Source organism: Bacillus oleivorans (assembly GCF_900207585.1).
In the GTDB taxonomy this organism is placed as follows: Bacteria; Bacillota; Bacilli; order Bacillales; family JC228; genus Bacillus_BF; species Bacillus_BF oleivorans.
The window spans coordinates 255,364-267,633 of sequence record NZ_OAOP01000004.1; the positions used below are offsets into that span (position 1 = coordinate 255,364).

General features: G+C 38.9%; 12 protein-coding genes and 2 riboswitches. Of the genes, 4 read left to right on the forward strand and 8 right to left on the reverse strand.

The annotated features are described in order from the left end of the window. Nucleotides 1–20: 20 nt before the first annotated feature. Complete coding sequence (locus tag CRO56_RS10780; protein ID WP_097158636.1) at nucleotides 21–1,340, reverse strand: extracellular solute-binding protein; 1,320 nt, start codon at nucleotides 1,338–1,340, stop codon at nucleotides 21–23. Nucleotides 1,341–1,626: 286 nt separating this feature from the next. On the opposite strand from CRO56_RS10780, the gene CRO56_RS10785 reads away from it, so the two are divergent. Then, nucleotides 1,627–1,851, forward strand: coding sequence for a hypothetical protein (locus CRO56_RS10785; RefSeq protein ID WP_097158637.1), 225 nt, complete (start codon nucleotides 1,627–1,629; stop codon nucleotides 1,849–1,851). A 186-nt stretch (nucleotides 1,852–2,037) separates the two neighbouring features. Next, nucleotides 2,038–2,187 (forward strand): DUF3784 domain-containing protein, encoded by a 150-nt coding sequence (locus CRO56_RS23220; protein WP_245855783.1) that lies wholly within the window; start codon nucleotides 2,038–2,040, stop codon nucleotides 2,185–2,187. Nucleotides 2,188–2,424: 237 nt separating this feature from the next. Here CRO56_RS23220 and CRO56_RS10795 read toward each other — a convergent pair whose 3' ends face one another. Then, nucleotides 2,425–3,531 (reverse strand): 5-methyltetrahydropteroyltriglutamate--homocysteine S-methyltransferase, encoded by a 1,107-nt coding sequence (locus CRO56_RS10795; RefSeq protein WP_097158638.1) that lies wholly within the window; start codon nucleotides 3,529–3,531, stop codon nucleotides 2,425–2,427. A gap of 90 nt (nucleotides 3,532–3,621) precedes the next feature. Beyond that, a riboswitch (SAM riboswitch) is annotated at nucleotides 3,622–3,727 on the reverse strand. A 202-nt stretch (nucleotides 3,728–3,929) separates the two neighbouring features. Continuing rightward, a riboswitch (SAM riboswitch) is annotated at nucleotides 3,930–4,039 on the forward strand. Nucleotides 4,040–4,181: 142 nt separating this feature from the next. Between CRO56_RS10795 and CRO56_RS10800 the strand changes: the two genes are divergently transcribed. Together CRO56_RS10800 and CRO56_RS10805 are read left to right on the forward strand one after the other, a co-directional pair. Next, entirely contained in the window at nucleotides 4,182–5,234 is a 1,053-nt protein-coding gene (locus CRO56_RS10800; protein WP_097158639.1) for an LLM class flavin-dependent oxidoreductase, read from the forward strand. 17 nt (nucleotides 5,235–5,251) lie between these two features. Next, complete coding sequence (locus CRO56_RS10805; RefSeq protein WP_097158640.1) at nucleotides 5,252–6,211, forward strand: ATP-grasp domain-containing protein; 960 nt, start codon at nucleotides 5,252–5,254, stop codon at nucleotides 6,209–6,211. An 88-nt stretch (nucleotides 6,212–6,299) separates the two neighbouring features. Here the strand turns inward: CRO56_RS10805 and CRO56_RS10810 are convergent, their stop codons facing one another. From CRO56_RS10810 to CRO56_RS10835, 6 genes are all read right to left on the reverse strand, one after another. After that, complete coding sequence (locus tag CRO56_RS10810) at nucleotides 6,300–7,154, reverse strand: MurR/RpiR family transcriptional regulator (protein WP_097158641.1); 855 nt, start codon at nucleotides 7,152–7,154, stop codon at nucleotides 6,300–6,302. Nucleotides 7,155–7,166: 12 nt separating this feature from the next. Then, the gene (locus CRO56_RS10815; protein ID WP_097158642.1) at nucleotides 7,167–8,054 is read right to left on the reverse strand and encodes an ROK family protein; all 888 of its coding nucleotides are present in this window, start codon (nucleotides 8,052–8,054) and stop codon (nucleotides 7,167–7,169) included. Between the two features lie 85 nt (nucleotides 8,055–8,139). Then, entirely contained in the window at nucleotides 8,140–8,829 is a 690-nt protein-coding gene (locus CRO56_RS10820) for an N-acetylmannosamine-6-phosphate 2-epimerase (protein ID WP_097158643.1), read from the reverse strand. Nucleotides 8,830–9,038: 209 nt separating this feature from the next. Next, the gene (locus CRO56_RS10825) at nucleotides 9,039–9,881 is read right to left on the reverse strand and encodes a carbohydrate ABC transporter permease (RefSeq protein ID WP_097158644.1); all 843 of its coding nucleotides are present in this window, start codon (nucleotides 9,879–9,881) and stop codon (nucleotides 9,039–9,041) included. A gap of 11 nt (nucleotides 9,882–9,892) precedes the next feature. Continuing rightward, nucleotides 9,893–10,768, reverse strand: a complete 876-nt coding sequence (locus tag CRO56_RS10830; RefSeq protein WP_097158645.1) for a carbohydrate ABC transporter permease — start codon at nucleotides 10,766–10,768, stop codon at nucleotides 9,893–9,895. A gap of 113 nt (nucleotides 10,769–10,881) precedes the next feature. Continuing rightward, nucleotides 10,882–12,267 carry an ABC transporter substrate-binding protein gene (locus CRO56_RS10835; RefSeq protein WP_097158646.1) on the reverse strand — a complete coding sequence of 462 codons (1,386 nt, stop codon included), beginning with the start codon at nucleotides 12,265–12,267 and terminating at the stop codon, nucleotides 10,882–10,884. Between the last annotated feature and the right edge of the window lie 3 nt (nucleotides 12,268–12,270).

Genomic DNA, 12,270 nt, shown 5'->3' on the forward strand with positions numbered 1-12,270 from the left:
TCTCATTACTAACCCTAAAATCACCAGGAGATTTCAACCTTTTCGATATTCGAGTCATTTCTTGTTTGATCTGCGTATTCCTCAGCTTGCTTTACAAATTCTTCTGGTGTCATTTCACCTAACATGAGACTTTGATAAATATTAATAAGATTATTGGTCATTTCCGGATAAGAGTCATTAATGGCAGTTGGTGCATAAGAACCTCCAGCATCCGTTAAAACGTTTAGGGCACTTTTCAGTGCTTCGGATCCAATCGCATCATCTGTTCCTTTCACAACACTTGCGAGACCTTTCATTTTCACCATTTTTTCAACTTCTTGTTCACTAGATAAGTATTTTAAGAATTCAACCGTTTCTTTCTTGTTTTTGGACCCGCTCGGAATATACCAGGCTCCTCCCCAGCCAGTAGATACTGGTGCAAGCTGTTCGCCTTTACCTCCAGGGTAGGATGGCTGATTGAATGCCCTCAGTCTGAAATCCTCTGGAATCACATCCTTCATTTCTCCCTCTAACCAAGACCCTGCCATTACAAATAATGCTTTTCGTTGAAAAAATAGGGTTTGAGCTTCTGTATGAGAAAGACCGAATGTCCCGTCTAAAAATAGACCCTCTTCCACCATTCTTTGTGATTCTTTTGCTGCCTCCACAAATGCTTCGTGTTCCCAGGCACCTTCTTTTAAATTAAATGCATCAAGAATCACTTGTTTCCCGGCAATTCTTTCAACTAACGGTAAATAAATTCCGTTCCAGTAGTATCCCGGATATAATCCCGGCACTGCAAAAACAGCAATTCCCTGTTTTTCTGCTTCCTCTTTAAGGGTATATAAATCATCTTGAGTTTCGGGTAATTCCCATCCATTGTCTTCAAATAATTTTTCATCATACCACCAAATGTAACCTGGTGAGAAAATCGTAGGCAGCCCGTAAATTTCCCCCTCTTTTTTCAAATTGAATTGTTCAGTTTCAAATGTATCAAGCCATTTTTCAACGCTATCATAGGCATTGTTTTGTAGATACTCATCTAATGGCTCAATCATTCCTTCGTTGATTACTCCCTGAATATCGAAGCTTGGACCAGGATTTACTAAATCAGGTACATCATCTGACAAAAATCTTGTTTGTAATTGTGTATGAATATCAGGACTAGACGTAACTTTTATTTCTACATCACCGTTTAAATCCATATAGCTTTTTGCTGACTCTTTCACCCATTCAGAACCAAATCCACCTTCAAACATCATCACTTCAATCTCTACTTTTTGGTTACCATCTTCATTACTAATAGAGCTGCAGCCCGCAACTAGAAAAATAGAAGTTAAAAGGACGAAAAACTTTTTCATAAATTGCCCCCGCTTTCTAAAATTAAGATCGTCTTGTTATATGTATGTATAATTCGAAATTACCTGTAATATTTCGTTTTAATAGAAAACTAGACTTTATTCCTATTTCCTGTGAAACGGAGGGACGGTTCTCTTGTTTCACTTGGATTGGAAACGTAAGAACCGTCTTCTTGTTCCGCTTGTTCCGCCCTTAAGTGAAACGCAAGAACCGTCCCCATGTTTCCATGTTTCTGCCCATGTTTCTGTAGATGAGTTGTTTTGGATAGAAGAGTAAGGAGGGGAAATGATGCAAATAAACCTATTTACAATTATCATTGCATCGCTAAGTATTTTTGGAATTGTGCATTTACTAACTGGTGATTTACAATGGGGGATTTTAGCAGCACTTGCAATTGGTGTAGCTGGCCTAAAATGGATCAGAGTGAAAAAGAAAGAGACAAATGATGAAATTGAGTACGATGAAAGGGTAAATCATAATATTAACTATGTACAATTCAGATTTTTTCGGTAGCTAATTTACTTTTACTGCTTTATTTATTAATAGCCGAACTGATTCTGGAACGCCAAACCATTCCAGTAAACTACCTGATTTTATATTTAGGTGCCACTTTCTATATTGCCTACTTTATTGATCCGGCAATTGTGAAACGGAGATAAACTTTTGTATGAAATTTTTATTATTTGGGAGGTACTCCGTATGAATCAGCATTTTATTGTGATCGGAGCTCTTCTATTAGTACTTGCTTATTTAATTGGGTATAAAAAACAGACATGGTTACTATCTAGCTTTAATTATAAACGTGTGAAAGATCAAAAAAAAATTAGCCAGTTTAGTAGGTTCTTATAATTTAGCAGCAGGCATTGTTTTTATAGCCTGTTTCTTCATTGATAATCCCGATGTAGAAATTTTATTGTCTGTATTTCTGATCGGATTTGTTGTTTTGCTGGTGTACGTTAATACGAAGATGGTCGAATAAGTTACAGGAAAAAGATCAGGAGTATACACACCTGATCTTTTATATGGTCCGCTATTTACTCTTTAAACAGAATTGGAAGAATGAAACACAAGAACCGTCCCCCTGTTTCACCACACTTCTCCAGCAATCTGGATGACGTGGCGGATTTTTGCCCATTGTTCTTCCTCTGTAAGGACGTTGCCTTCCTCGGTTGAAGCAAAGCCGCATTGTGGGCTGAGACATAGCTGATTCTTAGGGACATATTGAGATGCCTCTTCAATTCGCTTCTTTATATTATCTACTGGTTCTAAATCAGCAAATTTTGATGTGATTAAACCTAGTACAATATAAAGATCGTCGCGTTTTACGTAACGAAGCGGTTCAAATCCGCCTGAACGGTCATCATCATACTCAAGGAATAGCCCGTCTACCTTAAGTTCACCGAAGATTGTTTCTGCAGCACCATCATAAGGACCAGTAGCCGAATAAGTAGAGCGGAAATTACCGCGGCAAATATGCATTGTGATCAACATGTCTTCTGGCCGGTCCTTAATTGATTCGTTAATAGCTTTAGCAAATAATTGTTTCAGCTGTTCCGGTTCCTGTCCCCGTTCACGAATCATTTGCACACCTTGTTCGGAGAGAAATACAGCCCATGATGTATCATCAAGCTGCAAATATCTGCACCCTGCATCATAGAATGCTTGAATTGCCTTTTTATAAGCCTTTGTTAAATCAGCTAACAGCAATTCCTCATTTGGATAGATTTCTTTATCAATATTACCTCTATAGAAAAGCATATTAGGGCTTGGAATGGTCATTTTCGCAATATGCTGATTTCCAACAATGGAATGTAAGAATTTAAAATCCTCGAGCATTGGATGATTGTCAAAATCGATTTTCCCCACTACACGAATTGAGTGAGCCTTTGTAACAGCCCCATGAAATTGAATTCCCTGTTCTGCTTCATAGCCTTCGACACCCACCAGGTTTTCTAAAAAGTCAAAGTGCCAGTAAGCTCTTCTGAACTCACCATCTGTAATGGAGTAAAGCCCAGCAGCCTTTTGCTTTTCAACTAATTTAATGATTTCCTCATTTTCAATCTGGCGAAGCTGCTCTGCTGTAATCTCTCCCTTTTCCTTTTGCAGGCGAGCTTGCTTAATTCTGTCTGGTCTTAAAAAACTTCCAACATGATCAGCTTTGAATGGCGCTTTTACTGTCTTTGTCTCTGTCATTACGATCTTCTCCCTACTTTCATTTTTTCGAGGATTCAGAATAAAAAAAGTCTCTTCATAAGAAGAGACCATTTTGATATATCAGTCATCCTCTTATCTTTCAGGTTCTATAAACCTGCAGGAATTAGCACCTTGTCAAAATTGACAGGTTGCTGAGGTGTCATCGGGCCTTACCCTCAACCTCTCTTGATAAGAATCCATATTTAATTCAAAACCATTTGTCTGTAATACTACCAATTTTATAATCAAAAAGAAAGAGCTTTTTCAAAAATTTTTACTTTTTGTAAAAAACGACAAAACTCTAGACGTGCCTGTCACGCTCCTACTTTTCTCCACTTGCATTTTGTAATTAATTCGTTTATGGTATTAAACATAGTTCAGTGAAATTTGAATATTGGTTCTTATCCAGAGAGACGTAGGGACTGGCCCGAAGATGTCTCAGCAACCACCCTAAAGTTAGGGCAAGGTGCTAATTCCAGTAGGCAAAATGCTGCCTAGAAGATAAGAGGTATTTAACCATAACAATATGGACCTTTCATCTTCGAAAGGTCCTTATTTTTTTGCTTTAATCCAGTAAATGATTACTGAACTAAATTTGCAGATTAATAGAGTCTGCTTAAGGAACCATTGATACAAGGAGATGACTACAGATGAAATATGGATTCTGGCTGCCGATTTTTGGAGGATGGCTTCGAAATGTGGACGATGAGCAAATGCCACCTACCTTTAACTATGCTAAAAAAGTTATACAATCTGCAGAAAATTGGGGTTATGATACAACCTTAATCGCAGAGCTATACCTTAATGATATAAAAGGACCGGAGCACGATTCACTTGAGGCTTGGTCTACTGCTGCTGCTTTAGCAGCTGTTACGCATAAAATTGAAATTATGACTGCGATTCGCCCTGGTTTTCATAATCCTGCTGTGACTGCGAAAATGGCTGCAAATATTGACCGGATCAGTAATGGACGCTTTACTCTTAATGTTGTGTCAGCCTGGTGGGAAGAGGAAGCCCGTCAATATGGCGGTATTTTTACAGAACACGATGAACGCTACGATCGGACAGAAGAGTTTGTTGAAGTTTTAAAAGGGCTATGGACAGAAGATGTCTTCAGTTATGAAGGAAAATATTATTCTCTTAAAAATACTCATCTTTTCCCTAAACCGGTGCAGCGCCCGAATCCGATTCTTTACGCAGGCGGAGAAAGCCCTCGCGGAAAAGAGGCAATTGTCAATAACTGCGATGCTTACGTCATGCATGGAGGTACAGTGGACGAAGTAAAACAAAAGATTAACGATATGAAAAAGCGCCGTGAAGAAGCTGGCAAAGAGCCTTTTAGCTCTTTTGGCATGGCTGCCTATATCGTCTGCCGAGATACAGAAGCAGAAGCCGGGCAAGAGCTGGCGAGGATCACGAATGTAAAAGAATCGAGCGGTTATGCAGGATATAAGGATTTTGTCGGGAAATCCCAGCTCGAACAGCAAGTTAAACTATATGATTACTCTGTTTCTAACCGCGGATTACGTCCTCAGTTAATTGGTACGCCTGAACAAATCGCAGAACGAATTCTTGCGTATGAAGAGGCTGGGGTTGACCTACTGTTACTTCAATTTTCTCCGCAATTAGAAGAAATGGAGCGTTTTTCAAGAGATGTCATGCCGCTAGTTAAGAGTCTAAGAGCGAAACAAACTACAATTTAAAGAGAAGAGGGATTGAGATGAGCAAAATTTATGTTCTTCACGAAAACCAAGAATGGACGGATCACCTGGTTAAAAGATTAGAAGAATTAGAGTTGCCCTTTGAACAATGGTTTTTGGATGAAGGCGTGATTGATTTATCGCAAGAGCCTCCTGAAGGAGTTTTTTATAGTCGAATGAGTGCGTCTTCACACACGCGGAATCACCGCTTCGCTCCAGAAATGACTGAATCTGTCCTTGCATGGCTCGAAAGACATGGACGAAGAGTTATCAATGGCACGCGCGCCTTGAGACTGGAAGTTAGCAAAGTTAATCAATACATGGCATTGAATCAAGCCGGAATTCGTACACCTAAAACGATTGCTGCGGTTGGGAAAGATAAAATTATCGAAGCAGCCCGTAAACTGGGCAGCCCTTCCTTCATCACAAAACATAACCGGGCTGGTAAAGGGCTAGGTGTTCAGTTATTCCATACGATTGATGCGCTGCAAGAGTATGTTTACGGATCTAGTTTTGAATTGCCGGTTGACGGTATTACGCTAATTCAGGAGTACATCCAATCCCCAGACTCATCTATTACACGCTGCGAATTTGTCGGCGGAAAATTTATGTACGCAGTCAGAGTCGATACATCTGAGGGATTTGAACTGTGCCCCGCTGATGCTTGTCAAATCAATGGCTTATTCTGCCCTGTTGGGGAGCAAGAGGAACAGCCAAAATTTGCAATCATCGAAGACTTCAATGAAGATTTTATTAAAGATTATCAACGATGTTTAAAAGAAAACAAAGTCGAAGTAGCAGGGATTGAATTTATCCGTGACAAAAACGGCGCCGTTTACACGTACGATATTAATACCAACACGAACTATAATTCTGATGCCGAAGCAAAAGCTGGGAAATACGGCATGCTTGAAGTAGCCAGATTTCTTGGGGACGAGTTGAAAAAGCTGGAGGACAGTAAGACAGCTAAAACTGTATAGAAAAGTAAAAAGCCCTTTCAACTGAATGGTTGAGAGGGTTTTTTATGGAATTAACAAATATTTGATTAGTCGTATATATACGGGTCCTTTATAGCATTTTTTCTATAACGGCGCCTGCTGTAAGTTCTTTATTTATGGCGGATTCTTTGTAGGTGCGTTTGAAGTATTCTGCATAGAGCAGGTCTAACAGATAGAGCTGCGATATTTTGGCAGAAAGGCTCCCTCCTTGGAGGGGTCCTTCGTTTGCACCACATAGCAAAGTAATATCTGAGTAATTAGATAATGGTGATTTGGCAAAACGGGTGATCGAGATTACGTTAGCCCCGCGTTCCTTTGCCATTTTAGCTACGGCAATTGTATCCTTGGTAGAGCCCGAATATGAAATCACCACCGCTACATCCTTCTCCGTCATTAACGATGCTGACATAATTTGAAGATGTGAATCAATTGCACACTCCGTTTTGTTTATGATTCTCATAAACTTATTTTTCGCTTCCATCGCTGTCATTAAAGATGCCCCGACACCAAAGAAGTGAATTCTTTCCGCTTCAATTAAATAATTAATCGCCTTTGAAAGATCGCCTTCATTTATATTATTGTAAGTTTCGGTTAACGCATTAATGTTAGTCGAAAGGATTTTTGATGAAAGCTCTGGGATCGTATCATCTAATGTAATTTGTCCGGATAGCTGCGGTGTTTCATTTTCAAGCGAGATACTATGAGCCAGTACAATTTTAAACTCTTGGTATCCTTTTAAATTCATTGTTTTACAGAATCTAAAAATACTCGATTCCCCCACCTGACAAGCATCTGCCAGATCGGTAATAGACATATAAATCACATCTTTTATGTGCTCAAGCACATAATCAGCGACTTTCTTTTCCGTATTTGTAAATGATTGATATCTTGAATGAATCAGTGTAAAAATATCGGTATTCGCCATATAAGAGCTCCTTTAATTACTACTTCTTACATGAAGGGATACTGCGCCAAGAACACCTGCTTTGTTTCCTAGAGAAGCCTTCATTATCTTTACATTAGAAAAACTTTTCATGATCAGATGATTTACTTGATTGGAAACCTTTTTAACCAGTTGATCCTGCTCCATAACCCCGCCGCCAATAATAACGGCTTGAGGATTAAAAATATGAATTAAAGATGCAAGACCTATTGCGACTTCATACACCCAATCATGTACAATATGTTCTAACTGAGAGTCCCCTTGTTCTAAACGATTAAAAATAGCTCTCCCATTATTGAAGTTAGCATTTATTTCTTTCGCTTTCTTTACTAACGCAGTTGTTGAGGCATATGTTTCATAACAGCCGAAACTGCCACAGCTACAAGGATTCCCGTCTGGGCGGGTAATGATATGCCCAAATTCAGCGGAAATACCATCTGCCCCCTTAAATATTTTTGAATCAATCACAATGGCACCGCCAATTCCCGTACCATAGGTTAAGCAAAGAAAATGGTTCAATCCTTGACCGGCACCAAAGAACATTTCACCTAGAGCTGCTGCATTGACATCGTTTTCTAGTTGAACGGGCACCAGAAACTCCTGTTCTAAAATTTCCTTTAGTCGCATCCCGGTATAATTCGGTATATTCTCATTCGCATACACTATATACCCTTCTTTACTGTTTACCTGCCCGGCTGTACTGATCCCAATTGCATCATACCCATGGAAGCTTGAAATGATTTGAATTAGCTTTTTAACTAAATACCTTCCGCCTTTATGACTCTCCGTTTCAAACTCTTTAAAGTCTGCAATGTTCCCCTTTTCATCTGAAAGACATACTTTTATGGATGTACCGCCAATATCTGCTGCTAAAATTTTCATTTTTTTCCTCTTTTACGTATTATACTTAATTGACTATTTTTCCTGCAAAAACTTTAGAAGAAGGCGGAACTCTACTCATCTCTTTTTAATGAATCGCTTTAATAAATCTTTTCGTAATCTCCATCGGCCTTGTAATAGCAGTCCCGACAACAGCAGTATGAACTCCCAGCTGAATCACGCGCTTCAGTTCATCAGGTGTCCATATTCCGCCTTCTGCAATAACGGGAATATCAATAGCTTTTACTAGCCGCTCGATTAATTTAAAATCAGGTAAACTTCTTCCTGCCGTATAGTCTGTATAGCCACTTAAGGTCGTGCCTACACAATCAAACCCAAGCCTGTAAGCTTCTATTGCCTCTTCATACGTAGAGCAATCTGCCATAAATATTTGATCTGGATATTTTTGCTTGATGACAGGAAAAATTTCGCTGATAGTCGTTCCGTCTGGTCTGATTCTTTTAGTCGCATCTAATGCAATCATATCAACTCTTTCCTTATATAAAAGGTCAATCTCCTTTAAAGTGGGGGTAATGAAGACATCAGAGCCTTCATAAACCGCCTTAATGATTCCGATAATCGGCAAATTGACAGTTGCCTTAATTTCCTTTATATCTTCAACACTATTGGCTCTTATTCCTTTAGCTCCGCCAAGCATAGCCGCATAAGCCATTTTGGCCATAATTTTGGGGCTATGCAGCGGCTCTTCCGGTAAGGCCTGGCATGAGACAATAAGTTGTCCTTCTAAGTCTTGAAAAATTTTCTCTTTGCTGCTCACATGCACACATCTCCTAAAGAAAACTTGGCAAGCGCTATAGGCACGGCGTAGACGATTGCATGCCCGCACTTATCACGCTCGTTACGCCACGTCCAGATGTCTTGCTAGACTAGGCCATCCTGGCCGTCGTACTTTACTCCTAAAAATTTTGACTACGACGTATTTGCTTCATTGCTAAAATTTTATACTTAAAGTGGAACATTAATTGTTTATCCCTTCTCGGCTCCAATTGTAATACCTTTTGTGAAGTATTTTTGGAACATCATAAAGATTACTAGCATTGGGATGGCGGCTACAGTAGCACCTGCCATTTTATATGCAAAGTTTGGATTTAAATCCTGCATTAAGGTTGCAATCCCAACCATTAATGTTTTGGACTCTTCAGTTTGACCGACAACTAATTGCCAGAGGTAGTCATTCCATACAGTTACAAAGTTTAAAATAAATAGGGCGCCAATTCCCGGCTTGACCATCGGAAGCATAATCGTAAAGAATGTTTTAAACTCACTTGCTCCGTCCATTCTCGCTGCTTCCCGCAAAGAATCTGGAATGGTATCAAAGAATCCTTTTAGCAGAAAGACACCAAAAGCGGTAGCCACATTCGGCCAAATCATACCATTTAGCGTATTGACCATGCCGAAATCTTGAATAATCCTAAACAATGGAACAATCATAACCTCTTTTGGGATCATCAGACTGGAAATAAAGATTACAAATATAATATTTTTCCCTTTAAATTGCAGCTTTGAAAATGCATATGCTGCTAAAGAACTGACAGCAACAACCGCAATGGTTGTAACTAGCGATACAATGATACTATTCATAGCCCAGCGGAATGCAGGCTGGTTGTTAAAGACATCGATATAGTTGCTAAGTGTAAAGGTTTCAGGAAACCAGTCAGGAGGCATTTTTACGACATCTGAGCTGTTTTTAAAGGAACTCGTAATCAGCCAATATAGAGGGAATAGACTCAACAAGGCAAAGAATATAACTACGATGTTAGATATTGTATCAAGCTTTTCTCTTTTTGGTCCGTTCTTTGTTTTTTTCATTTCTATCACCTCTACTCTTTCTTGAACATGGCTCTTAACTGCGGAATAGATAAGAACAATGTAATGACAAACATGATGACTCCGACAGCAGAAGCTACTCCAAGCTGATTGTACTTAAACGCATTATTATATAGGTAATACATAAGAGTAGTAGAAGCGTTATTTGGTCCACCACCCGTTAGTAACTGAATCACGACGAATATTTTTAAAACAGCAATTATATTGATTATAATAATGTAGATTGTGGTTGGTTTTACGGAAGGGATTAAGATTTTATAAATGACTTGAAGTCTGCTTGCCCCATCCACCTCAGCTGCCTCTAGTTGTTCTCTTGGGACACCAATCATGGAAGCAATATATAGGATGATTGCCTGACCGACGTTTATAGCAAACGTAATAAAAATAACAACAGGCAGAACGGTCTTTGTATCTCCGAGAAGATTGATTTCTGAACCCGAAAACTCTCTTACAAAATAAGAAATCAAACCGTTGGCCGGGTTTAGCAAGAAACTCCACACCATACTCATGACGACCATGGAGACCATAACTGGAATATAGTAACTTCCTCTAATAAAAGAAACGTATTTTGCATTTTTATCAAAGACTGCAGAAGCTACAAACAAGGCAAAAACGACCGTTAAGAAAACAATCGCAATAACGAAAATAACCGTATTAATGGTAGATTTTATAAATACATCGTCACTAAATAATCTTTTATAGTTCTCAAATCCTATGAAGGTTTGACTCTGGTAATTAATTTTGTATAGGCTTAACCGGATCCCTTCAAAGATAGGATAAACAAGGAAAACTATAAACAGAAGCATTTGAGGAGCAATAAACAGATAGCCCGTGATGTTTTCTTTTAATGAATGTTTATTGTTTTTCATAGTATCCTTTACCTTTCTAGAGACTGACCTATAAAGGGTCTGACCTCATCAATAGGTCAGACCCCTTTAAATCTTTGAGGCCAGTGTCTTTTTGGTTTTTTTACCTAGTTAAGCTATTGATTGAAGAGAACAGAGTCCTGTTTAGCTGTTTCAATTACTTCGTTCCCTTTTTCTTGGTAAGCTTTTACAACCTGTTCAGGTGTTTTATCACCAATGTAAAGGGCTTGAAGTTCAGGGTATAGAACTTGTCTTAATTGGTTGTATCCTGGTACGTTGCCAGTGAAGTTAAACAAGTACTCGGAGTTGGCATCATAAGCAGCGAATAAAGGCTTTTCATCCTTAAATTCTTCAGCTACAGATGAACGAACCGGTACACCATTTTTAGAAGCTTTTACTAACTCAGGATCAGTTGAGAAGAACTTCACGAAGTCCTTCGCTACTTTCATTCTTGTTTCGTCCCCTGTATTAAACAATGCAGCACCTGTTACATAAGTAAAGGTTAATGGATCTCCGCTTGCTGATGGAATGTTCGCAAGTCTTGCATCAAATTTAGGTGCTTTACCGCTTTCCATGTCAGCTAAAGCATTATTATAAAGAACAGAGTTTGTAAAGCTGATAGCTAGTTGTTGGTTTTGGAACATTGCGTTTGCATCATTAGATGATACAGATTCTGCTCCGGGGTTTGTTAAACCAGCATCGTTAATTTTTTGCAGCCATTCAACGGCTTTTACGCCATTTTCGTCATCTAGAATGATGTTTCCGTTTTCATCGAAGAATTCATTTCCAAACATTCTTAAATATGCAAGGTTCCAAGTATCACCTTGGTTGTTCAGCGCATAAAGCGCCATTGGATAAGCATTTGGATATTGATCTTCTGGCAAGTCAGACTTTAAAGTATTTAAAATTTCTTCAAATTCTTCTAGTGTCCAAGTTTTAATCTCAGTCGGCTCACCAAGGTACTCTTCTAGCCCCGCTGCTTTAAACATGTCTACGTTATACACTAAAGTTCCTGGCATATGGGAAAATGGATAGAAATAAATATCTTCCCCAAAAGTAACGGTATCCCAATAGTTTTGCGGAATGTCTTGTTTTGCTTCTTCATCAACAATGTCATTTATTGGTACTAATGCACCACGATGTGCATAGTCACCCATTGCAAATACACTTTCGAAGAAAATATCTGGAGGAGTTCCGCCATTTAAATTAACATTTAAAAGTTCATCCCTTTGATCTCCAGCTACAACCTGTACATTTACTTTTACATCATGCTCATTATATTGTTCTGAAAACTTTTCAGCTGCATACTTGAAGAAACTATCATAATCAGCTCCTTCTTCACTTGCATCAAATACACCTTTCCATTGTGGTGTCAGCCAAAGTGAAATCTCAACTGCTTCTCCATTATCGCTATCAGCTTCTTCTGCGTTCGAACATGCTGCCAGCGCCGAAATCACAAGCATTAAGCATAAAAACAAACCGAAAAAACGCTTTTTGAACATGTA

What these genes read in the sequence shown, in the direction of transcription:
- CRO56_RS10780 (WP_097158636.1), bottom strand. Translation starts at nt 1,340, where the DNA reads ATGAAAAAGTTTTTCGTCCTTTTAACTTCTATTTTTCTAGTTGCGGGC.
- CRO56_RS10785 (WP_097158637.1), top strand. Translation starts at nt 1,627, where the DNA reads ATGCAAATAAACCTATTTACAATTATCATTGCATCGCTAAGTATTTTT.
- CRO56_RS23220 (WP_245855783.1), top strand. Translation starts at nt 2,038, where the DNA reads ATGAATCAGCATTTTATTGTGATCGGAGCTCTTCTATTAGTACTTGCT.
- CRO56_RS10795 (WP_097158638.1), bottom strand. Translation starts at nt 3,531, where the DNA reads ATGACAGAGACAAAGACAGTAAAAGCGCCATTCAAAGCTGATCATGTT.
- CRO56_RS10800 (WP_097158639.1), top strand. Translation starts at nt 4,182, where the DNA reads ATGAAATATGGATTCTGGCTGCCGATTTTTGGAGGATGGCTTCGAAAT.
- CRO56_RS10805 (WP_097158640.1), top strand. Translation starts at nt 5,252, where the DNA reads ATGAGCAAAATTTATGTTCTTCACGAAAACCAAGAATGGACGGATCAC.
- CRO56_RS10810 (WP_097158641.1), bottom strand. Translation starts at nt 7,154, where the DNA reads ATGGCGAATACCGATATTTTTACACTGATTCATTCAAGATATCAATCA.
- CRO56_RS10815 (WP_097158642.1), bottom strand. Translation starts at nt 8,054, where the DNA reads ATGAAAATTTTAGCAGCAGATATTGGCGGTACATCCATAAAAGTATGT.
- CRO56_RS10825 (WP_097158644.1), bottom strand. Translation starts at nt 9,881, where the DNA reads ATGAAAAAAACAAAGAACGGACCAAAAAGAGAAAAGCTTGATACAATA.
- CRO56_RS10830 (WP_097158645.1), bottom strand. Translation starts at nt 10,768, where the DNA reads ATGAAAAACAATAAACATTCATTAAAAGAAAACATCACGGGCTATCTG.
- CRO56_RS10835 (WP_097158646.1), bottom strand. Translation starts at nt 12,267, where the DNA reads ATGTTCAAAAAGCGTTTTTTCGGTTTGTTTTTATGCTTAATGCTTGTG.